Genomic DNA, 21,858 nt, shown 5'->3' on the forward strand with positions numbered 1-21,858 from the left:
AACAAAAAGCTCGACTCAGGCGTGCAAAGGCACAACTACAGACAATTTCGGGCGCTGCAATCAAAGAAGTGGTCTACGGAGAGGGCAATCGCACCAGAGCTAATGGANGAGCTCCCCAACATCCATCACAACGGCCAAAAGAAATCATCACCGAAGATCTGTCTCACCTAGGGGGTAAGGCTAAGTCTAAGAAGATATCTCGACTCTGCTCATCGTGGGCAAGGGACGAGAACCAAGAACGCATTATGGTACATGCGCATGTCGGAGGTTCCGGCATTAAAACGGTCAACGCGGCCTACACCAGCCAAACATCTCCTAATCCAACGTGTGGGTATGTCTCTTTCGACAACCGAAGCGGGGATGTGTTTCACTGTCGTAACCCCTATTGGGATTGCAATTGGCAGGGCGATGCAGATCACGTAGCCTCCATGAACATCAAATCAAGGATCCAAGATCACCAGATCGACCGGTTCACTCCCTACACGGAAGTGAGAAAGATTCTTGACGCGAGGTTCCTACGCTAAATGGAAAGCCGGAACATCCTCGAAGATGCCAAGGCTAGCGCTCACGGCAGGACTCCAAGGATACCACGACAACGCGAGTTGGACGTGGGAGGTGTGCAACCACCGACTCGCCCTAGTTCTGTCCCCGTGGATGGGGCAGAACACGCAAAGGCGTCTGGAGAGCGAAAACAAAAGAGGTGCATATGAATGTATATGTATTTCGGAGCGGGTACTAGCTATAACGCGCACAGGCGAAATCGCCCTACAAAAGCAGGTCCAAGTCCCAATGTGACTATCAGCACACTAGGGTTCTTGGCGAAATGGGTAACTTAGAGCGATTAAATCTCCCTAGGAGACCATCGTTGTCCACAGGATCCTTATGCTTTATTAAAAGCTGTGACCCAACCTAAAAACTACAGCGGCTACATCATGGCCGCCTTCGCGACGCTCACCGTAGGAGCCGGGATAACCGCCTCTACATATTTGATAACCATACCTGTCTTTCAAAGTCAAGCTATACGCTATGGCGTTGGCGCAATCATTCTCTACTTTTTAGCTAGACCAGAAAGATCCAAAAACCTAAAATTTTCCGCCAAGGACAAGTTTTACCTTTTCGTGGTATCTGCCTTTGGTCTCGTGGGATTTTCAGTTGCGTCGCTTGAGGCACTCAAAAGTGCTACAGCGCCCTCGGTAGCAATAATTATCGGCGCTGCACCAGTCCTGATCGCAATCATTGGTCCATTCATCGAAAATCGACGACCTACTATCAGGCCAATCATTAGTGCTGGCATAGTCTTAGCCGGAACCACAATCATAGAAGGGGCTTCGAAGGCGGGCCTTGCTGGTATTTTATGGGCGATTTTCGCCCTTTTCGGAGATGCAAGCTTTTCGATCTTCAGCGTTCCACTTGTCAAAAAAGTCGGTCCATATACACTTTCTTTCTGGACAACTTCTATAGCATCAATAAGTCTGATAATTATTCACTTTATCTTCGAGCCATCAAAGCCACCAAACACCTTTACCCATCAAGAGATTATCGCGCTGGTTTTCCAAGGCCTCTTTGTTACCGTCGGCGCCTTCGTAGCCTGGTATATCGGCCTAGCACGAATACGTGTAGAACTAGTCGGCCTCTTTCCGGGGTTGATTCCAGTCGGTGCATTGGTTAGCGCCCTGATACTTGGTCAAAACGGCGGCAACCCCTTGGCCGATGTGATCGGAATCGCCCTTTTAGGAGTGGGCCTCTACTTCGGAGCAATCCGATCCGTCGGCCAATAGCCCAAAAATCAGTCTTTACGATTTAAATAGAGCTAGATGAACGAAATAATTGCGTCGATCTCAACACATGCATTTCGAGGGAGACTAGCCACCCCTACAGCGGCCCGGCTATGGCGCCCAACGTCGCCAAAGATCTCAACCAAAAGGTCACTAGCTGCATTAATGACAACTGGATGGTCTCCAAAGTCGGCAGCAGATGCTACAAAACCTCCCAATCGGACTATCGCCTCGATCCGATTCAAATCCCCAATCTCTGCCTTTAGGTTAGAGAGCAAATTAAAGATACAAATTCGAGCTGCAGCTCTCGCCTCATCTAGAGTAACATCGACACCCACAATGCCACTGTGAGATATCACACCAGCCTCCATTGGTAGCACTCCAGACATGAAGGCAAGATTCCCAACTACCCTGCAAGGGAGATAACTTCCTTGAGGAGCGGGTGCCTCCGGAATAATATAGCCAAGGTCCAATATGCGGGATTCAAAGTTGATTTTATTCACAAAACAAATAATAGGCCGATTCCACCAAGAACTCAAAGAACTTCTGCATTAGCCAGTTCCCTTCGATGGGATTTCGAATTGAAATTGTGATCATCTACGCCTATTGGCAAGCTCCAATAGGGACAAAACAGTAAAAGTAGGCAATTGAAATCAACGGCCGAGACGATATCAACCATCACAACCCGCCTATTTTTTCAAGGAGGAGATAAAAACCCAAGTGGACCGAAAGTGGATCCGAGCACAAAACCAGAAGAAAACCATGCAAGGCTCACCCAGCTATGACTCTCGTCAACTACGCAAAAATAGAAAACTTCGATCCGACGGTGGACTAATGGCGTTTAAGATCAGACTATGCAATATGGCGCCCTGATATTTCCGACTCAATACTCCATTCCAATTGAACTCCTCGCGATAGAGATGGAAGACAGGGGGCTAATTAGCCTTATGTTTCCCGAACATACTCACATTCCCGCATCAAGAACGACGCCATATCCCGGTGGCGGCGAACTACCCAAAGAATATGCCCACACCTTCGACCCCTTTGTAGCACTCTCGATCGTTGCGGCTAAGACTAAAACTCTAAAGATTGGCACCGGCATCTCATTAGTCGTGGAGAGAGATCCAATCGTCCTAGCCAAAGAGGTGGCCTCACTCGACTATCTCTCTGGGGGCAGATTCGAATTTGGAGTCGGGGCTGGCTGGAATCGTGAAGAGATGTCAAATCATGGCACGGAACCAACTTCAAGGTTCAAACTTCTAAAAGAGCGCATTGAAGCCATGAAGGAGATCTGGACGAACGACAACGCCACATACCATGGTGACTTTGTAAACTTTGACAACATCTGGAGTTGGCCAAAGCCTCTTACTAGCCCTCATCCACCAATACTCGTAGGTGGCGATGGCGAATCAGCATTTGCTCGAACCTTGGACTACGGCGACATCTGGATGCCTATTGCTCGAAACACAACTGAGGAATTCGGCCTTCGTGTTCAAGCCTTCAAAGAATACGCCCAACAAGTCGGACGTGATATCCCGCCAATCTATCTCTATGGTGCTCCAATCTCAGCCAAAAAGATAATCGAATACCAAAAGCACTCGGTATCTAGAGTTCTATTTTGGCTACCGAGTGCAGACTACGACACAATCATGTCGTATTTAGATAGGATAACCGCGCTCATAGCAACCCTAAATGAAGAAATGGGCTAGGCACGAGCGCTGCTTGAGCGAGCCACTGCTTTTATTATAACTTCCACAATAAAAGCAGTGAAAGTTCCCCGCTCATCCACCACTTTCCTCGGTTGGCGCGCTTGAGAGGAGACCATCTAGGTAGAGACGCATAATATCTCGATCGTAGCGAATACCACTAAAGTCGCTAATTGAAGCTAGATTATGCTGACCTCCGCTAGCCTCAACTATCACCATCTCGTCGCGACGAAAGATATCTTGGTCCAACAAGAGCGGGCTCCCGAGTGTAACCATCAGTTGGATCGACGGATCACGAGGGGCAGCCTCGATAAAATCAAGGAGAATTTTCCTCATCAAAGATGGAAAAATCCTTAAATCAGCATCGTCATAAGCAATCAAGCGAGAAATATTATCTTTATGACTAAAAAAAACCGACGCTACAAGTGCTACTGCGCGCTGCTCACCTGGAGAATATAAAGAGAGAGCTCTAGATCGTCCATCTCGAGCGGACCTAGCAATAAGGCGCCGGAGGACCCAGGTCTCACCCCTTGAAACTAGCCAGCCAGATGAATGGCCAAGGAGTCCGGCCAACAGCTCGACCTGATCAGATCCATCTTTCAGGACTGAGCTATATGGAACTAGGAGTTCCTTATCAAAGACCGTCTCGTCGATGGATATCAAATCGATATCCATCTCATAGCGATTAAGCGCTCGAGAAAGGTCCGACAACATCTGTGTAGAAAAATCTCTAATCGAGATCGAGCCGGAGTTAGAATCACCTAATCCAAAGATCTCTACCGACTCTGAAAACCAGTCATATAGACGGCGCACCATTAGATAGTCAAAGTTCATCGCCTCTTTTTCATCGACCTCTCTTTTGCGCCCTTTCTTCGATGCCAGATCGCTAGCAACCTCGGTAGCACGCTTGCCCAAGTAGGCGAGGATTGGGCCGTCGGCAACAAAGCTATAGCTTCCCAAGTATGGTGACAACGATCTTCTCTGGGATTTGGATCCATCGGTACTCAAAGATGATGGAGTTGCCTCAACTAGCACCTTGTCACTTGTCACCCCAACCTGAGTAATCAATTCTCTCTCTAGACCTCTATGAGAGAGATGTATCCTGTATTCCAGCAAGTCATCGCCGACTAGAACCATTGCTGCGATAGAGATTGTCCGGCTTGGATCATTGGCATATCTACCATATGTCATCCTAAAAAAATCAAAGGTGGTGCTTTGGGATAATGAATCGCCAACGCCAACAGCACGCAAAAATGAAAGCGCCTCAATCAGCGCGGTCTTGCCTGTTCCAGCCTCGCCAAAGAACGATACGATGGGGAGGATTGACATCTTATAGCGAGGGACAGAGCTAAGAGTTTGCCTGTGCTGGCGCTCACGACCAGCAATAAAAGAGACCGTCTCTACATTCGAAAACGGCCCCCAATTCTCAATCTCAAAGCTGACTAACAATATTACCCCTATGACGCAAATCTCTCTTTAAGATGTTATTGCAGGGATAATAATGCTAAAAAATATATCTTTATGCGAAAATACCACTATTGTCGCAAAATAAGCGTCAAATAGACCATAAAAAGCAAAAAGACCTACTTTAATCAGTCCGCTAAATCTAGCTCTTGATTAACGCTACTTCTTGGAAGCTTTAACCTTACGTGAAAACTCTACCCAAACAGAGACAAAGACAGTCGCAATAACCAACACGGCAAGGGCGAAAGGCTGAACAGACGAACCCTTACCCAATAGTGCGACTATTCCCAACACTACAACTATTCCGATAAAGATCTCCGGGGTATCTCCAATTAGGAAATCCCACCAAAACATAGCAAATGCTCGCAAATATTTCATCTTATTACACCGCTCCACGCGACGTTAGTCGCCCTTTGTATTGCCAGGACAGTACACGGATCATGAGGGCTGTAGCAACGCTATAGGCTAGCAATAAGAGCAAGATGGAGGCATCTGAGGCTGGCCAATGGACACCCATTCCTTCGCCCGACCAAAAACTTCCAAAACTTACGAGCATCAGACCAACGCCCATCTTCATTGCATTCTCTGGGACCTTTGAGAGTTGCTTTGAGACGATTGCTCCTACGATTCCAACGAGAATAACTGCGGCCAAGGCAGAGACCGAAGCGAGCAGCAACTTATGATTGGTGAGCCCTAGCGTTAGAACTACTATGACCACCTCGAGGCCCTCTAGAAAAACACCCTTGAAAGCTACAGCAAAGGCAGTGGAATCCCTACCAGAGGTTGACTTTGGAATTGACCTCAGCCGCTTTACTTCGTCTTCAAAGATTTGATCTTCATTGTGCATAGCCTTGAGACCCGCAGACCTAAGAATCGCCTTTCGTAGCCATTGAAGACCAAAGATCAATAGTAACGCTCCAATTATAAATCTGAGCGATCCAATTGGTACATATTTGACCAAAGAAGGGCCAATGCCAACCACCAAAAGGGTCAGCACTGCAATTCCAGCCGCACTCCCTTCGAGTGCTGACCTCCAACTCCTAGAAGTTCCAGCAGCTAAAACAATCGTCAGCGCTTCGACCATCTCGACACAAGAGGCCAAAAATACAGCAGCAACCAATACATAAGTGCTCAACTCGCAACTCCATCTAGATCTGCACTAAATCTCGATTCGACCTCTACCGAATTAGAGGTCGACTTTTCATCATCTTCAAAAGCTAATGCTCCAATCGGATCTATCCCAAGCGATATTTGGCTTCCGCGTGGAAAACGCTTCGTAGAAAATACCGATTGAAGCACGACATCGCCTATCGATACCGCATGCTCATAGCCCCTACCGCGATAAGCCACATCTAAAATCCAAGCATTGCAGGTAGGTATAGCTCCGATAGGATCAATTGCGATAGCACCTGGGCGAATCGCGACTACGACATTTTGTCCTGCGCGCAAGGTACACATTGCTTTAGCAACCAAGTTATCGGTAACTCCAGGTATATTCACCTCTACTAAACCATTCCCAAGTTTATCTCGAACTACCCCTTTGAGCTCGCCAGAGAGGCCGGTAAAGCGTGCTATAAATTGATTTGCAGGGCTCAAATAGATGTCCTCTGGCGCACCAATCTGAACCAACTCGCCCCGAGAGAGTACGCCAACTTTATCAGCCAAGGCAAATGCTTCGGACTGATCGTGGGTTATATATACCGCAGTCGCGCCAGACTCTCGAGTAAGAGTGGCGATCTCGATTCGAAGGCGTTCTCGAAGATCGGCATCAAGGTTAGATAAAGGCTCATCGAATAAGATCAACCCACTATGGCCGACTAGAGCTCTTGCCAAAGCAACACGCTGTTGCTCGCCACCGCTCAGTTCAGAAGGAAAACGAGCACCCTTATCACCCAAGCCAACTCGCGAAAGCGTCTCTTGGGCCTTAATTGCTCTGGTCTTAGAATCCACCTTGTTTCGCTTGAGTGCGAAGGCAACGTTATCCAAGACGCTCATATGGGGCCAAAGGGCATAGTCCTGAAAAACCATCGAGATACCTCGGGCCTCAGGTGGCGTATGCATTGTTGTGGAGGCTACAGTCTTACCAAAGATATCTATCCGACCAGACGCAATCCGCTCAATACCTGCGATAGATCTAAGGATGGTTGACTTTCCCGATCCCGACGGACCTAGGAGTACCAAAAACTCACCGTGATTTACTTCAAGAGAGACACTCTTTACGGCATCTCGCCGTCCATCGTAACTCTTAGAAATGGAGGAAAGCTCCAAAGCAACCGAAGCCGACTGCCTATCTTGACTTATATCAATTTCCTTCATTGTTGAACATTCCTCCCATTTTCTTCCATCCCTCAGGAGCGAAGATACGATAGGCGCCATTTACCACACCTATAACCAACAAAGCGACCCCTAGAGCAAGTACAGACATGGCGGTACCTCCGCCATAGTCGTATCCAGCTGTCAACTTATTAATTGCAACCGAAAGCGGAATCGAACCCGGCGGATATAGAAGTTGCGAGAGCGGCAACTCAAGCAAAGTCTTAGCAAAGGTAAGGGACCACGCTGACAACAACGCCTTCGAAAGAATTGGAAATACGGTTTGAAACCATGCGGGAATCGCCTTCGAACCATGGACTCGAGCAGCATATGCCATATTTGATTGAATTTGAGCCAACGGACCTATCAATATTCTTGATGTCGCTGGCAAGGAAGAGGCTAAATATCCCAAGAACAAAAGTTTAGAAGTTCCATACAAATTAATTCCGATATTGGAGAGAAATGGCTGGTTATAGCTAAAGATATATCCAGCACCCAAAACAATTCCGGGCAATGCCACCGATCCAATCAAAAGGAGATCTAGGGCCTGCCCAAAAAACCCGGTATCACGTTTAGCCAATATACGCGCTAAATAAGCTCCAAAGATAATCGTTGCCGTAGCGGTCAAGACAGAGAGATAGCCAGAGAAGCGCAGTGGCGAGCCACCCAATGTCAATGAAAAGACACGTCTATAGTTAGAGAGCGTCAGCGACGTTGCACCGAAATTAGTACCCAGTCCTTTTATAAATGAGGCACTTACCATCCCGAGAAGTGGAACCATGACCGCTAAGACCATTAGTACGATCATGAAGGCATACATGATAACCCTTGTCCTGCCAGTTATGTTCATAATCTTGGCAGCACGTCGCCGGCCCCCCACCACTGCATAGCTCTTGGATTTAGTCACCCTACGCTGTAGGACGATGGGAACCATGGCAGAAGCTACCAAAAGCCAACCAATGGCAGCGGCCTGTTGGAAGTTCAAAGGCACACTGTCGATAGCTGAGAACAAGGTATAAGTTGCAATCGGGAAATGTGCATTTGCAGCAAGGGTATAGGCAACACCAAAATCGCTCATCGATTCGGCAAAAACAATAGCAAATGCCGACATGAGAGCCGGCATGATAACTGGGATAACAATCTTAAACGAGTCGATACGCGATCCAGAGTGGACTCGTGCAGCATCTTCTAGCTCTCCGCCCAAATTCGCCAATGTAGCTGAAATAGCTAGATATGCAAATGGAATTCCAGACATTCCAAGGACAAAAATAACACCAACCGGTCCGAAGAATATATGGTAGATAGGTGCGGCATTGATATTAGCCTTGGAAAGAACACCACTCGGCTCTAGCAGTCGTTGCCATCCCTCAGTAGTGAGATAGGTTGGCACCAGCAGGAGAAACCAGATCGCTCCCGACCAGATCCTCTTGCCCTTGATGTCAGTTCTTCGAAGGATCCAGGAAACTGCTAGCCCTAATGCGGTAGCAATAAATCCTGCCAGAATCGATACAAAGAGGGAGTCGATAATTCCTCGCAGCGATCCACCGGTGATCGCATATTTAAAACCAGAGAGGCTAAATAGGGGCTGGGAACTACTAAAAAGGCCCGGGAAGAAGGCCTGGACCAGAAAGATAAGTACAGGAACTAAAAGCACTCCAGCGATAAGTATCGCTACAACAAAGCCAGGAATCGATCCCTTCCCCCCGGCTTTTTTTATTCGCCTCGGCGAAGGTAACGTCTCATCGGCGTTTAATTCGGTTTCAACCGCAACCACTGGGCTAACCTCACGAAAATTGTAAAAAAAAACAAAGTTCCGATCGACGGAAATAGACCATCGATCGGAACCTAAAGATAAATTTGAAAGAAAAGTATCAGTTTACGATATTAGACGTAAACCAACCATTGATCGTATTCTCTTGGGGTCCCCACTTGTAAGGGTTCACAACTTGATATTTGATTCCACTCAACGGTGGTACAGCAGACTCTGGATTCACACCTTGGAGGACTGGCCAATAGAGAGAGTCTCCAGATGGATCACCAGAAAGTTGAACCTTCTGCCCAGCAGGAGAGAGAACGAACTTGACAAACTGCTTTGCTTCGGCGATTTCAGCAGCCGATGCCTTGCCGTCAATGCCAATCACACCAGGTAGCAGTGTCGAAGGCGCCAAAAAGGCGGTCTTGATAGTTGGATCTTTAATACCTGCACCAATACCCGCTGAACTTTGAATCAAAGCAAGTTTGATCTGACCAGTGCCAAGGGCATGCAGAGTATCGCCATTTGTCTGAAAGACCTGAAGACCATTATTCTTCAGTTTCGTATAATAGGATTCGCCTTGGGTGACACCACCAAGGTAGTTCATCATACCGGCAACAAATGGAAATGTGGGTCCAGAGACTGCCGGGTCGTTCATTCCAACAGCACCCTTCCACTGCGGCGATAAAAGTGCATTCCATGAAGTTGGAGGAGATTGGACGGTCTTGGTGGAATATACCAAGGTTCCGGCCATTGTTAGCCCTGTTGGAATGTAGCTACCATCCTTTGGAATAACCAATTTTGCTGCAGAAGTCCAATTTACTTTGGGCTCCCAGTTCTTTAGGAGATATCCCTGCTGATCCAAGGCTGCAAAGGCTTCATCACCATCGACCCACAATACGCCCCACTTAGGATTTGAGGCTTCGGCTTGAACTCTAGTCAGAAGCGGACCCGTTGAATCGTCGACCAATGTCGTTGTAATTCCGGTTGCCTTTTGAAAAGCGGTGGTCATAGCAGAGTCGTAACCCTGTGCGGAATAGACAACCAAAGGTACCTTTGCCGCAGTAGTAGCTGTCGATCCTGCGGCGGAGGTAGTGGTAGCACTCGAACTACTCCCGCAGGCTGCAATAATTACTGGAAGCGCCGCGGTTGCCAAGATCTTTGCTGTCAACTTGGACTTTTTGTTTTTGTTGGATTTCAAATTAAATATCACTTACATACGATGGCCGCCTTTGGTTAACCAGAGGAAAACTTAATATGACATTTGGTAAAAAATTACAGAAATAATGGGGGTTTTCTGTGAATTCCCGAGATTTTAGCCACTTTTTGCCCTTAATGCACTTTTTAAGTAGGCAAAATTCTTCGCCTTTTAACCCTGATTGGGCGGAGATCTCTTCGTCAGGAGCAAAGAATTGAAAAAATGCAACCCACCAAAAATTTTAAAGCCAAGCCGAAATAGCAAAGATGAAGAAATTCGAAGCAGCAAAGCAGACATTGGCCTATGCCGACGAAGCTGTGGTTCCGAAGCGTGGTTCCGTTCCAAGGAGCGGTCGTGGCGGTCGTGGCGGAGCAGAAATGGGCATCATATCGGAAACGGTGGATCCAAGCCCCAAACGCTAGCAATGGGTGCCATCGGAGAGATCAGACTTACTGCGGCACCCTTATGGTTCCGCTGAGAGCTGCTGCCTTCCGGCCCTGACTCGGTTCACGATCACAAGCCGCGCAGGGCCCGATCTACTCCGATGGCACCCATCTACATATTTAAGACTAGTCTGGATTGCAACGGAGGAGTGCGAGAGCGGCCGAATCGGCACGACTGGAAATCGTGTGAGGGGAAACTCTCCGTGGGTTCAAATCCCACCTCCTCCGCCAGTAACCTTCCTGAGCTGGTGTAATAGAGATGTCCACCGGCAAAACGCCCTCCTTGATTCAAAAAATATTAATTGATCATGGAAAGCCAAATAACAAAATTTCAGCTCACAGGTAGCACCAAAAAATAGCCTCAACCACCTCAAATTCGGCCAATGGGGACCTTGGATAAATATTTTTGGAGCAAAATTCCTAAAAAAATTGACTAAAAATTCCCTCCGGGGGTCAGAATATGTTTTCAAGATGCCAATAATCGGGCTTCAAAACAAAATCTACACCCAAATAGCTATCGCCCATCACCGTCATCGTAAACAAGATCTCCTCCTCGAAATAGCTCATAAAGGTCAATGAGGCTCCATCTCGACTATCTCACTAAGACCATGGATAAAAACAGATCAAAGACTCAGTTCTTGGCGCCAAATAAACCAAACATCATGACAAGGTAAGAACCCACAAACCACGCAGCGCCGACCCACCCAACTCCGACCCACCATAGGCGCCACAGTCAAAAGGCGATTCACCACTCACTCGCCACCTATGCTTAAAGGGCGTGAACCCTTTGCAGTGGCGTCAGGAATATAACCCTTCATTTATGGAACTTGCCCTAGCCCAGGCCCAGATCCCCACGAATGACGTTCCGATAGGGGCGGTGATTGTCTTGGATGGATCGGTAATCGCCAGCGCTCACAATGAGCGTGAAGCTAGAAATGATCCAACTGCACATGCAGAGATACTCGCGATAACAAGAGCCTCAGCCGCTCTAAATAGTTGGCATTTGAACGAATGCGATCTCTACGTAACTCTCGAGCCATGTCTTATGTGCGCCGGTGCAATTATAAATTCGAGAATCCGAGGAGTCTACTTCGGCCCATTCGACCCAAAAGCTGGTGCCATGGGAAGCCTCTATGGGGTGGGTTCCGATCCACGACTCAACCACGAATGCTTTGTATGGGGCGGAAACTTTGAAAAAGAATCCATTGAATTGCTAAAAGAGTTCTTTAGCGCGCGTCGAAGCTGACTAAGATATTTAGGTCTACGGAGGGGTGCGAGAGTGGCCGAATCGGGCGGTCTCGAAAACCGCTGTGTCGCAAGGCACCGTGGGTTCAAATCCCACCCCCTCCGCCATCTGTTTTGCCCTAACTTGCATTTAGTCAAATAGCTTGTCAGCAAAGATCAACAGCATCACGATCAACAGCATCAAAAATCGACTTGAAATTTGATTTTCCACACGAATCACAAATTGCGGTTCATCGCCAGATCCTCTTATCTTGTCTATCTAGCATCTCTTGTGCATCGAGCATCGCCCACATCTAACCAATCGTCTCTAACCAATCGTCGCAGTTTTGCCTTTTACGATTTCAACTACGTCGAATACCCTCTTTAGCGATTTCAAGGAATACTTCAGGTGGTTCAGGAAGGCTTAAATAACTAAAGGCTCTTTTCGCACGAAGTAAAAAAGCCTTTAGTTGAAGATAATTGCCAAATAACCTAAAATCGGCCATTTAGCCGCCAGAGTTTCATCAAAGATCTTGCCTTTCGGCTGGATCCAAAAGCCAACTCAAGCAGGGTCGAGCTCTCAATCTATTCTTGGACGAGTTCAATCAAAGTTCCAAATGCCTCTTTGGGATGGACAAAGGCTACGGTCGTACCTCGCGATCCTGGGCGGGGCGTTGCATCAATAGTCATGAATCCTTCAGAGGTCACGCGACCAAGGGCCTCCGCGCACGAATCAACTCGAAAGCCAATGTGATGGAGCCCCTCACCCCTTTTTTCGAGAAACTTTGCGACCGGAGACTCCTCGCCAATCGGCGATAGGAGTTGAATGTAGGAGTCGGCTACTTTAATCAACGCCTCCTCGATCATATCGCTTTCTACGATCTCGCGATGTACGACCTTAGCGTCGAAAACTCGAAGATAGTAGTCGATGGCATCTTCCAAATTTCTAACTGCGATCGCTACATGGTCGATCTGATTGAGCATCCTGACTCACTTTCAAATAATTAGCTGCACCAAAAAATCTATTCACCCCGTAAAGCGACCTTCTTTAGTAACGTCGAAACCTTCCGATTTTATTCTCACCGATACGCTCTCGCATCTCGAGATTATCTATACCCAAGTTCTCACTTGGAGAGAGCGTCAGAACGCCAATCTTTCCTTCATGCTCGTTACGATGGACTGAATAACAGGCTGCACCGACCTCCTCTAGCGGATAAGTCTTTGAGATAACCGGTTGGATCATTCCTTTCGAGATCAATCTATTGGCCTCAAACGCCTCACGATAGTTCGCGAAATGACTGGACTTGATGGTCTTTAGCTTCATCCAGAGGTGACGATTGTCATATTCAATCATGTACCCACTCGTGGCGGCACAAGTCATGATCAAGCCACCCTTTTTCGCTACATAGACCGATGCACCCATTGTCGACCGACCAGGGTGCTCAAAGACGATATCGGGGTCCTCACCAACTAGGGAACGAATATCTTTTCCGAACCTTCGCCATTCCGATTCGTCTTGAGTCGTCTCATCCTTCCAAAACTTATACCCCATCTCGCTTCGGTCAATAACCGCCTCGCAACCCATATCGCGAAGAAGGTCTGCCTTTTCCTTGGAGGAGACGACACCAACGGGAATGCCACCGCCATTTAGGACATACTGAACCGCATATCCGCCAATTCCACCAGTTGCACCCCAAATCAAGACGACATCGCCTTGTTTCATGGCGGCGCCATTCTTAGAGACAAGCATTCGATAGGATGTGGAATTGCATAGGGCATTCACAGCCGCCTCTTCCCAAGAAAGATGAGCGGGCTTTGGCATCAATTGATTAGCCTTTACGACCGTTAAATCGGCCAGTCCTCCAAAGTTGGTCTCAAAGCCCCATATTCTTTGATTCGTCGCCATCATAGAGTCATCGTGCGCCGATGGATCCTGGTCGTCGACGTAGTTGCAATGAATGGTAACCTTGTCGCCCACCTTCCAATTTCGAACTGAGGCACCAACTCTTATAATCACACCTGATCCATCAGATCCAATGACATGGTAGGGCTGATTATGCCGCTGGTCCCAAAGAGATCCTGACCTGCCAAGCTTCTCTAAAAATCCAAAGGTGGATACCGGCTCGAAGATGGACGACCAAACCGTATTAAAATTGATGGACGAAGCCATTACTGCAACCATCACCTCATCTGGTGCTAGTTCAGGAGTTGGAACGTCGCCTAAATGTAGCGACTTTCTGGGGTCCTTTGCTGAAGAGGCAATGCCTTCAAAGATACCAACATCTTCCTTTCTGAGATATGCGCCTCTATAGTGATCTGGTATCGGTATGGCTTCTAGCTGCGCGCCCGTAGCGCCTGCCAATATAGCCTCTTGGAAATTCTTCAAGTCAATTCATCCAATTTCAACTGTGGACCCATCTCGCGATATACGCAAAACAAAAGGTCGCGCCCTAAAACTTTTCATATCCACTAAAGATCAAAGTAGATCCTTACCATCGATCAGGCAAATGCCAATATCAATGGTTAGATCCATGATCTATGGAAAAACCAAACCAAACGTTCAACGAAATAACCGACTTCGTTGCCTACTAACTCTTCGAAAGCACTAAGTAGAAAACCTTCACGGTCATTACTCACCATAGACCAATTTCGGACAAGGTAAACAAATTTTACTGTATAGAGTTGCTACATCCTTGTCATTATGAGTACTATATCGTCACAAGTAATATCACCTATTTCTATAGATGAAATCGGGCCGAATAAATAATCGACTCGTAGACATCAATGTAAATCAACGGAGGTTGAGTTGGCTGGTTCGTACCTAGTAGCTGGAGCAAGGACTCCAATTGGCAAATTTCAAGGAGGACTCGCAAATCTAAAAGCGATGGACCTTGGAGGTATCGCCATAGCAGAGGCGCTTCGACGTGCAGGCGTCGCAGCAAACGAAGTCCAATATGTATTTATGGGCCAAGTTCTTCAAGCAGGACAGGGCCAAATGACGGCTCGTCAAGCCGCAGTAAATGCCGGGATACCAATGGATGTACCATCCACAACTATCAACAAGGTATGTCTATCTGGCCTAAACGCCATATACCTAGCTGATCTTCTAATTCAATCAGGCGAAGCCGATATCGTTGTTGCGGGTGGAATGGAGTCGATGACACAAGCTCCCTATCTCTTGCCCGGAGCGCGATCGGGCCTTAGAATCGGCGATGCACAAGTAATCGATTCGATGATGTACGATGGCCTCTTTTGTGCCTTCGACAAGTGCGCAATGGGGTTAGGAACCGAACGATATCTTGCTGGCTTCCCAGCAGTTACCCGTCTCCGCCAAGACCAAATTGCTCAAATCTCTCACGAACGAGCTGCCAGGGCAATAAAAGACGGAATCTTCGCCACAGAGATTGCGCCAGTATCGATCCCATCTCGAAAGGGAGATCCACTGGTCATCACCACAGATGAAGGCGTTAGAGGTGAAACCACACTCTCAACATTAAGCAACTTGCGCCCCGCTTTTAGCAGTGACGGAACAATAACCGCCGGAAATGCATCGCAAATTTCAGATGGTGCGGCAGCATTGATCGTCATGTCCGAAGCAGAACTTAATCGTCGAGGGTTGACGCCAATTGGACAGGTCGTCTCCTACGGACAAGTTGCTGGACCTGATGCATCGTTGCTAACACAGCCTTCGCGAGCAATCGCCAATGCTGCCGCAAAAGCTTCGCTTTCAATTAGCGATCTATCGCTCTTTGAGATAAACGAAGCATTCGCTGCAGTAGCTGCAGCTTCAATGGATGATTTGGGCGTATCTGATGAAATAGTCAACGTAAACGGTGGAGCAATTGCCCTTGGTCATCCAATTGGCGCCTCTGGAGCTCGCCTTGCGCTGACTCTCTTAGGAGAGTTAGGCCGTAGAGGCCAGCAATATGGCGCTGCTGCCCTTTGTGGTGGTGGCGGCCAGGGTGACGCCCTAATCGTAAGGGCAATTCGCTAAGGCGCAACTTTAGTCAACGCCAAGCAATAAAAGACGCTTGCTAAGCCACAACCATCTTCAATACTCCGGTACCAAGTTGATGCCAAAGCTAGACTTGGTACCGTGACTAACACTTCAGAATATGCGGCACTCTATCGGCGTTTTAGGCCCCAACGTTTCGAAGAAGTCCTAGGTCAAGATCACGTAACGAAGGCGCTTCGCAATGCAGTCGCCAACCAACGGGTCGGCCATGCCTACTTATTTTCTGGACCACGAGGTACCGGCAAGACCTCTACCGCAAGAATCCTAGCCAAAGCACTCAACTGTCCAAATCAATTGGCGGGCGAACCCTGTTGTGAGTGCCCCTCGTGCATTTCAGTAACGCTAGGTCGTTCCATGGACGTAATCGAACTCGACGCAGCGTCAAACTCCGGCGTCGATGCTATTAGATCCCTTATCGCACAAGCTCCGGTTGGAATAGCTGGTGAATGGAAGGTGTACATCTTAGATGAGGTGCACATGCTCACCAATGCGGCCTCTAATGCGCTTCTAAAGACACTAGAGGAGCCACCACCACGCGTCATCTTTGTATTAGCGACTACCGATCCGCAAAAGGTCCTCCCGACCATCCTCTCTCGAACACAAGCATATGAATTTAGACTTTTAGACGGATCGGTCCTAGAAGACCTTGTCGACAAAGTCCGCCAAAGTGCAGATCTCAATATCGACGAAAAAGCGATGGACTGGGTAGTAAAGCAAGGTCGAGGCTCTGCCAGAGACACCCTGTCATTCCTAGATCAGGTGGTTGCCCTTGGAGGAATAGACGACTCAGTAAGAGGGATCACAGAGATCATGGAGGCTATAGCCAATCAATCCCCCGAAGATGTACTGATCGCGGTAGCAGCCTCGAGCGCAAAGGGGATCGAACCGTCTCGAATCCTCTCCGAGATCGTCTCTCTGGCGAGGGAAAAATTCCTAGATTCCTTCAACCCCCAAAAGGCCGATCGTCGCCTTCCGACAAAGCGACTGGTGAAGGTGGTCGAGGTACTTGGCACAATTTCTGGCCAATTAAGGGACTCACCCGATGCTCGCGCAACAGTCGAAGCCGCCTTGATCAGACTTAGCCAAGATCAACTTGGTCTACCGAGTGAGATTGAATCGATCCTTGAAGATGTTATTACCAAAGTAATTAAGCGAAATGGAGGGGTCGTCCAATCCATCCCTCAAAATCCAACGACCACATCTCACGCTGCACCCAAGAACGATCCACCTCAAGACTACGATCAGCCCGACTATTCGACCCCGAGATCCACAGTCAATGTGGACCGACCAAACTCTAGACCGACCAAACCACAAACCGATATCAGCAGTCTACGGGCCGGCCTCGAATCGAAAGAGATCAAAACTCCGCGCTCCCAAGGAATTGGCTCCCGCCTTGGATCACCAGGTAGACCCTCAAATTCCCCTAATATCAATGATGCCAGCCCACAAAAAGGACCTACGCAAAACGCTCTGGAGCCACCCAGAAAAACTGCAACCCCAGAGCAAGGGCTCAAAGAACCACTTCGAAGTGGTTCAACCGATCGAACCTATCCAAAAACAGACGAAGACCATCTTCCAGGAACGATCGATCGCGATCAACTTCAGCGAGCATGGCCCAAGATCGTTAGCGATCTCGGAGTTGGACCGCTAGAGGGCGCAAACCTAACACAGGGTAGAATTATCTCGGTATCACCGGTTGGCGCCATCATCGGTGTCCCAAATGAAATTATCGCCAAAAGCTGCGCTTCGAACCTTCGTGGACTGTCCCAGCTCATCAAAGACCAATTTTTATTGACCGAATTTCGCATAGATATCAAGATTCAAGAACAGGTTCAAACTAACCCTAACGTACCCAAAATTGATCAAAATATCGACTCCGCGGCTTTGATCGACGAGTTCAAACGTGGCGAAGTAGCAAACGACTTGGGCCTTCGAAAGCGGGTTCTTGAGGTTTTCCCCAACGCAACAGAAATCTCCGAATAGCCTCTCCCCAACAGATTAAATTGTCGTCAATTGCCCTAGAGGCTACCTTTTGGCACGAGATAGAAAGTAAGACAAATGAGCTACACCAAGTCGATGCAAGCGCTCATCGATGAATTTTCAAAACTTCCAGGAATCGGCCCTAAATCGGCGCAAAGAATCTCCTTCTACCTATTGCGGAGCGAGCAAGGTGAGTCAGATCGCCTAGCTAAGTCGATACTAGAGGCAAAAAGAACCATCAAGTGGTGCCAACGATGCTTCAACCTCTCCGAAGAAGACCTATGCGCTATCTGCATCGATCCAGAACGAGACTCAACGACAATCTGCGTGGTTGAAGAACCCAAGGATCTTATTGCAATTGAGCGAACGCGCGAATTCAAGGGACTCTATCACGTGCTCCAAGGGGCCCTTAATCCAATTGAAGGCGTGGGACCAGAACAACTTCGGATCCGAGAACTGATGGCAAGACTTAGCGACGCCGCTATCGACGAAGTCATAATCTGCACCAATCCCAACATTGAAGGAGAAGCTACCTCGATGTACCTTGCCAGAATGATCTCACCGACCGGAATCAAAGTCTCACGGATTGCCAGCGGATTGCCAGTTGGCGGCGATCTCGAATATGCAGACGAACTGACCCTAGGTAGAGCACTAGAGGGCAGAAGGGACATGGCTTAAATTGCTACTGGCACGCAAGTGACTAAATGCTAACTTAAAAGAACTATCACATAGAGCGACCCCTTATCAAGGTCGCCACTACGCTCCAATTAGATTGCACTACAACAATCAAAATCTTCTATCAGATTGACTAAGGCTCACCAGTGTGACTTAGAGACCTTGGTAGCTTGGCCCAGCGAATCTGCAAATGGTGGTCCACAAAACGAGATAGTCAATACCGTAATTATGGACTTAGGAGCGATATCAAAAACTAGGCTAACCCTAGTTCATCATCTAGGAGACAATTGCATAAGTGAATTTTTACCCGTTTTAGATTTTAAGCTACACACTTAATTCCGAACAAGGCATAGTAACTCCATTCTGAGTCAAAAAATACCACCCGAAAGAGTCGATTTATGAATTGCGCAATTGTCTTCGAGGAGAAAGTCGCAATGGCCTAATGGGCATGACCATGGTGTTCCCCAATGGCACTTTGACTGGCTCCACCCCGCTCAAGCCAAATCTTCAAACCTTGTGCGTTTGAATGAATGCCATTCAACGTGTCAAAGCGCTCAATCGCTTCTTGAGCAATCTCACCGGCTTCTAAGTTGAACTGCGCATATAGAGCAGATTCGATGTCATCTCCATCTAGATAGGCACGTTCTGCAACTGTTGCCCAAGAGATAAGCGACTCAATCGCCTCGTCCAAAAGTTCTTCGGGAGATCCATAGACTCCATAGTGAGCAAAGGCTAGAGCGATTGGAGAATACTCTTTAAATCTCCTCAAGGATGAAAGTGCGCTCGCTAAATCAAAGTCAGCGGGAGGTGTGGCGGGCCGAAGCAACCTAATCTCGGGCAAGAGCACACCAGCGGCATCTCCAGTAAAAACTAGACCAGATACATTGTCGAAATAACCCAAATGATGCTTTGCGTGTCCTGGCGAATTGATGACCTCGACGGTGTGGTTAGTGGAAATTCGAATTTCGTCACCATCTCCCACGACACGTATCCTTGAGGCGTCAGTTGGAAGTAGTCGCCCATATAGGGTATCCAATTTCTCACCGTAGACCGTCTCCGCAGAGCTGATCAATCGGCTTGGATCAGCTAGATGCCTCGCACCTCGTTCGTGAACATAGATGGTGGCATTTGGAAAGGCCTTAGCGATGTCGCCAACGCCCCCGGCGTGATCTAAGTGAATATGAGTCAGTGCGATTCCGGCCAAGTCTCCAGCGCCCAACCCTATATTAGATAGCTCATCTAAAACGGTATCAACCGAACTCTGTGATCCCACTTCGATCAATAACGGAGCATCACCTCTAATGAGGTAACCTGCAGTTATATTATCCCGACCACCGAGTTTCGTATCGACCTCGAAGACTCCACTACCAATTTCAATTGCCACGTCAACTACACTAACCCGAACTTTGATTGGCGTCAATTATCGATTTGCTCTCCTACAAGCGAACTCTGATCTTTTGTTGCACACCTCGAAAAAAAAGAAGCCTTATTTCCGAACCTTAACCACATCGAACCCCCCGACGAAAGCAGATCGGCTCCACTAAATCTGCGTTCGTCTAAGAGTCGATAACATCATGGAGCCACCTTGGCTTGCCAATCTCGGGACAAAAACCTATTCCAGCACTATCTCAATCAGAGAGATAGCCCAAATAATGGCCAATATTGCCATAAGCAAGATTGCTCGAAGTGCCAAACCATAAAGATCAATAGATCAGATCGTATCTTTAAACGATGAACATTTTTTAGATGTAAATTATAAGGACAACAGCGATAAGACTACTTTCCTACCAGCCAAGAGGGCGAAAATTTTGATGAATCATCGTGAAAATAACTTTTCAGAAGATGACTACATAAAAGAACTGCTGGCTGCATCAAGATCTAGCGACCCTACCGAACGACAAAGCGCTGCGTCCTCGATGTTTATACCGCAATCGATCTTATCTTTTCTCGCGCATGACCAGGATCTATCGGTACGCATTAGTGCTATTGAGAATCCCGCGATCGACAACGCCCTTTTGGATAAATTTGCCATTGACAAAGAAAAGTCGATTCGAATCGCAGCCTCTCGAAATCCAAATCTCTCCTGGGAGAGCGTAATCCGCATTTTGCTTAGTTTCGAATTTGAGACGATTGAGGCTCTCGCCCAAAACGAACAGCTACCCAAAGAGCTATGGCTCACCCAGACAGGGAACCAAAAAAGTGTCAATTGGTGCTACGTGGCAGCCACCTCTAGAAATCCACATTTTTCAGATGAACTCATGAAACTGAACTTGATCTCTAAAAGCGATCTCATAGAGCTGAGCCAAAATCCCGAACTTCTAACCAAACTCTCATTTGACGACGAAGCAGAGATACGTAAATTAGTAGTTGAAAAGATCGAAACACCAAAAGCCGTAATTGTTCGCCTGGCAAAGGATCCCAGTCCACTAGTACGACAAGCAGTAGCTCGAAGCTTTTTTTGCACCAAACCATATATCGATGAACTACTTCTAGATCCAGAGATCACAGTTCAAGGCGCCGCAGCACAAGGTCATTGGTTAAATGAAAATGACCACCTAAAAATCTATTCAGAGATGCCTCAACTACGAATTCATCTAGCCCATAGCTCCAATTTAGAAGTCGACATTGCCTATCTTCTGAGCCGTAACCAAGATCCACAAATCAGGTGTGCAATTGCCCAAAATCCCTGCTGCGATCCTGCAATCCTCTCTTACCTATCGCAAGATTCTCTTCTCGAGGTCCGTCTGGCCGTCTCTTCAAATGCCAACATGGATGAAGAGACGGCCCTAATCCTCTCATACGACCCCGACCCAAAGATTCGTGCAAGCGTCACCAAAACAGATTTAATTCCATACGACAGATATCTCGAGCTAACCGACGATCCCAGCGCCGAAGTTCGATCCGCTCTAGTTGGCTCCTTTTGCATTTCCTACGAAGCTATAGAAAAACTTCGAGAAGATCCCGACCCTTATGTTCGGGCTTGTGCAACCATAAACTACGATGTTTCGTTAGACCTACTTGAAAAACTAACCCTAGATCCAGATCCAGTCGCTAGATCTTTATCAGCTCGAAGCTTGCAACTAACCGAGGAGATGCGAATACGCCTTTCCAACGATGTTGATCCCAGAGTCCGCATAGTCATAGCATCACTAAAAGAAACCCACCCCTTGATCCTGGCAAGATTGGCAAACGACCAGATCGAACAAGTCCGCCAAGCCGCAACCGCCAACCCAAATTACTCCCCTAAAAGTTGGAAGCTAATCAAAAACTTCTAAGCAACGCTACAGAGATAGCCACTGTCACTCGATCTTC

20 protein-coding genes, 2 tRNA genes and 1 other RNA gene are annotated in these 21,858 nt (G+C 47.7%); 12 read left to right on the forward strand and 11 right to left on the reverse strand.

Annotated features, from left to right (window positions below; all coding sequences use genetic code 11):
• The first annotated feature begins 245 nt into the window (after positions 1-245).
• From AXFE_RS21835 to AXFE_RS15720, 3 genes are all read left to right on the forward strand, one after another.
• Complete coding sequence (locus AXFE_RS21835) at positions 246-524, forward strand: zinc ribbon domain-containing protein (RefSeq protein WP_455423342.1); 279 nt, start codon at positions 246-248, stop codon at positions 522-524.
• Positions 525-710: a hypothetical protein gene (locus tag AXFE_RS15715; RefSeq protein WP_152626154.1), complete on the forward strand. Its 186-nt coding sequence runs from the start codon at positions 525-527 to the stop codon at positions 708-710.
• A gap of 189 nt (positions 711-899) precedes the next feature.
• Complete coding sequence (locus AXFE_RS15720) at positions 900-1,778, forward strand: DMT family transporter (RefSeq protein WP_152626155.1); 879 nt, start codon at positions 900-902, stop codon at positions 1,776-1,778.
• 32 nt (positions 1,779-1,810) lie between these two features.
• On the opposite strand, the gene AXFE_RS15725 is transcribed toward AXFE_RS15720, so the two are convergent.
• Positions 1,811-2,278: a RidA family protein gene (locus AXFE_RS15725; RefSeq protein WP_200891316.1), complete on the reverse strand. Its 468-nt coding sequence runs from the start codon at positions 2,276-2,278 to the stop codon at positions 1,811-1,813.
• 351 nt (positions 2,279-2,629) lie between these two features.
• On the opposite strand from AXFE_RS15725, the gene AXFE_RS15730 reads away from it, so the two are divergent.
• The gene (locus AXFE_RS15730) at positions 2,630-3,484 is read left to right on the forward strand and encodes an LLM class F420-dependent oxidoreductase (protein ID WP_052606897.1); all 855 of its coding nucleotides are present in this window, start codon (positions 2,630-2,632) and stop codon (positions 3,482-3,484) included.
• Between the two features lie 72 nt (positions 3,485-3,556).
• On the opposite strand, the gene AXFE_RS15735 is transcribed toward AXFE_RS15730, so the two are convergent.
• From AXFE_RS15735 to AXFE_RS15760, 6 genes are all read right to left on the reverse strand, one after another.
• Entirely contained in the window at positions 3,557-4,930 is a 1,374-nt protein-coding gene (locus AXFE_RS15735; RefSeq protein ID WP_052606898.1) for an AAA family ATPase, read from the reverse strand.
• 174 nt (positions 4,931-5,104) lie between these two features.
• A complete protein-coding gene (locus AXFE_RS15740) occupies positions 5,105-5,323 on the reverse strand; it encodes a hypothetical protein (protein ID WP_052606899.1) in 219 nt (72 codons plus the stop codon).
• A 4-nt stretch (positions 5,324-5,327) separates the two neighbouring features.
• The gene (locus AXFE_RS15745) at positions 5,328-6,080 is read right to left on the reverse strand and encodes a COG4280 domain-containing protein (protein WP_052606900.1); all 753 of its coding nucleotides are present in this window, start codon (positions 6,078-6,080) and stop codon (positions 5,328-5,330) included.
• A complete protein-coding gene (locus AXFE_RS15750; protein WP_052606901.1) occupies positions 6,077-7,261 on the reverse strand; it encodes an ABC transporter ATP-binding protein in 1,185 nt (394 codons plus the stop codon). The genes AXFE_RS15745 and AXFE_RS15750 overlap by 4 nt, the downstream gene beginning before the upstream one ends.
• A complete protein-coding gene (locus AXFE_RS15755) occupies positions 7,248-9,032 on the reverse strand; it encodes an ABC transporter permease (RefSeq protein WP_052606902.1) in 1,785 nt (594 codons plus the stop codon). Before AXFE_RS15755 ends, AXFE_RS15750 begins: the two co-directional genes overlap by 14 nt.
• A 97-nt stretch (positions 9,033-9,129) precedes the next feature.
• Entirely contained in the window at positions 9,130-10,182 is a 1,053-nt protein-coding gene (locus AXFE_RS15760; RefSeq protein WP_152626156.1) for an ABC transporter substrate-binding protein, read from the reverse strand.
• Between the two features lie 293 nt (positions 10,183-10,475).
• On the opposite strand from AXFE_RS15760, the gene AXFE_RS20150 reads away from it, so the two are divergent.
• The gene (locus AXFE_RS20150; protein WP_160291900.1) at positions 10,476-10,631 is read left to right on the forward strand and encodes a hypothetical protein; all 156 of its coding nucleotides are present in this window, start codon (positions 10,476-10,478) and stop codon (positions 10,629-10,631) included.
• Between the two features lie 16 nt (positions 10,632-10,647).
• On the opposite strand, the gene ffs is transcribed toward AXFE_RS20150, so the two are convergent.
• Positions 10,648-10,746, reverse strand: an RNA gene (ffs, locus tag AXFE_RS18710) — signal recognition particle sRNA small type.
• 49 nt (positions 10,747-10,795) lie between these two features.
• Between ffs and AXFE_RS15765 the strand changes: the two genes are divergently transcribed.
• From AXFE_RS15765 to AXFE_RS15775, 3 genes are all read left to right on the forward strand, one after another.
• Positions 10,796-10,883: transfer RNA gene (locus tag AXFE_RS15765), tRNA-Ser, on the forward strand.
• Positions 10,884-11,430: 547 nt separating this feature from the next.
• Positions 11,431-11,898: a nucleoside deaminase gene (locus tag AXFE_RS15770; protein WP_249685790.1), complete on the forward strand. Its 468-nt coding sequence runs from the start codon at positions 11,431-11,433 to the stop codon at positions 11,896-11,898.
• A 19-nt stretch (positions 11,899-11,917) separates the two neighbouring features.
• Positions 11,918-12,005 (forward strand) — tRNA-Ser (locus AXFE_RS15775).
• Positions 12,006-12,461: 456 nt separating this feature from the next.
• Here the strand turns inward: AXFE_RS15775 and mce are convergent.
• Positions 12,462-12,860 carry a methylmalonyl-CoA epimerase gene (gene mce / locus AXFE_RS15780; RefSeq protein WP_052606905.1) on the reverse strand — a complete coding sequence of 133 codons (399 nt, stop codon included), beginning with the start codon at positions 12,858-12,860 and terminating at the stop codon, positions 12,462-12,464.
• Positions 12,861-12,924: 64 nt separating this feature from the next.
• The gene (gene ccrA, locus AXFE_RS15785; protein ID WP_052606906.1) at positions 12,925-14,262 is read right to left on the reverse strand and encodes a crotonyl-CoA carboxylase/reductase; all 1,338 of its coding nucleotides are present in this window, start codon (positions 14,260-14,262) and stop codon (positions 12,925-12,927) included.
• 420 nt (positions 14,263-14,682) lie between these two features.
• Between ccrA and AXFE_RS15790 the strand changes: the two genes are divergently transcribed.
• The 3 genes from AXFE_RS15790 (at position 14,683) to recR (ending at position 18,549) form a co-directional block, all read left to right on the forward strand.
• Positions 14,683-15,870, forward strand: coding sequence for an acetyl-CoA C-acyltransferase (locus AXFE_RS15790; RefSeq protein ID WP_052606907.1), 1,188 nt, complete (start codon positions 14,683-14,685; stop codon positions 15,868-15,870).
• 102 nt (positions 15,871-15,972) lie between these two features.
• Entirely contained in the window at positions 15,973-17,874 is a 1,902-nt protein-coding gene (dnaX, locus tag AXFE_RS15795) for a DNA polymerase III subunit gamma/tau (protein ID WP_052606908.1), read from the forward strand.
• A gap of 75 nt (positions 17,875-17,949) precedes the next feature.
• Entirely contained in the window at positions 17,950-18,549 is a 600-nt protein-coding gene (recR, locus tag AXFE_RS15800; RefSeq protein WP_052606909.1) for a recombination mediator RecR, read from the forward strand.
• A gap of 436 nt (positions 18,550-18,985) precedes the next feature.
• On the opposite strand, the gene AXFE_RS15805 is transcribed toward recR, so the two are convergent.
• Positions 18,986-19,966, reverse strand: coding sequence for an MBL fold metallo-hydrolase (locus AXFE_RS15805; RefSeq protein WP_052606910.1), 981 nt, complete (start codon positions 19,964-19,966; stop codon positions 18,986-18,988).
• Between the two features lie 391 nt (positions 19,967-20,357).
• Between AXFE_RS15805 and AXFE_RS15810 the strand changes: the two genes are divergently transcribed.
• Complete coding sequence (locus tag AXFE_RS15810; RefSeq protein ID WP_052606911.1) at positions 20,358-21,821, forward strand: HEAT repeat domain-containing protein; 1,464 nt, start codon at positions 20,358-20,360, stop codon at positions 21,819-21,821.
• The last annotated feature ends 37 nt before the right edge of the window (positions 21,822-21,858 follow it).

The organism is Acidithrix ferrooxidans (assembly GCF_000949295.1).
In the GTDB taxonomy this organism is placed as follows: domain Bacteria; phylum Actinomycetota; class Acidimicrobiia; order Acidimicrobiales; family Acidimicrobiaceae; genus Acidithrix; species Acidithrix ferrooxidans.

What these genes read in the sequence shown, in the direction of transcription:
- AXFE_RS15810 (WP_052606911.1), top strand. Translation starts at nt 20,358, where the DNA reads ATGAATCATCGTGAAAATAACTTTTCAGAAGATGACTACATAAAAGAA.
- AXFE_RS15730 (WP_052606897.1), top strand. Translation starts at nt 2,630, where the DNA reads ATGCAATATGGCGCCCTGATATTTCCGACTCAATACTCCATTCCAATT.
- AXFE_RS21835 (WP_455423342.1), top strand. Translation starts at nt 246, where the DNA reads ATGGTACATGCGCATGTCGGAGGTTCCGGCATTAAAACGGTCAACGCG.
- mce (WP_052606905.1), bottom strand. Translation starts at nt 12,860, where the DNA reads ATGCTCAATCAGATCGACCATGTAGCGATCGCAGTTAGAAATTTGGAA.
- AXFE_RS15715 (WP_152626154.1), top strand. Translation starts at nt 525, where the DNA reads ATGGAAAGCCGGAACATCCTCGAAGATGCCAAGGCTAGCGCTCACGGC.
- AXFE_RS15740 (WP_052606899.1), bottom strand. Translation starts at nt 5,323, where the DNA reads ATGAAATATTTGCGAGCATTTGCTATGTTTTGGTGGGATTTCCTAATT.
- recR (WP_052606909.1), top strand. Translation starts at nt 17,950, where the DNA reads ATGAGCTACACCAAGTCGATGCAAGCGCTCATCGATGAATTTTCAAAA.
- AXFE_RS20150 (WP_160291900.1), top strand. Translation starts at nt 10,476, where the DNA reads ATGAAGAAATTCGAAGCAGCAAAGCAGACATTGGCCTATGCCGACGAA.
- AXFE_RS15750 (WP_052606901.1), bottom strand. Translation starts at nt 7,261, where the DNA reads ATGAAGGAAATTGATATAAGTCAAGATAGGCAGTCGGCTTCGGTTGCT.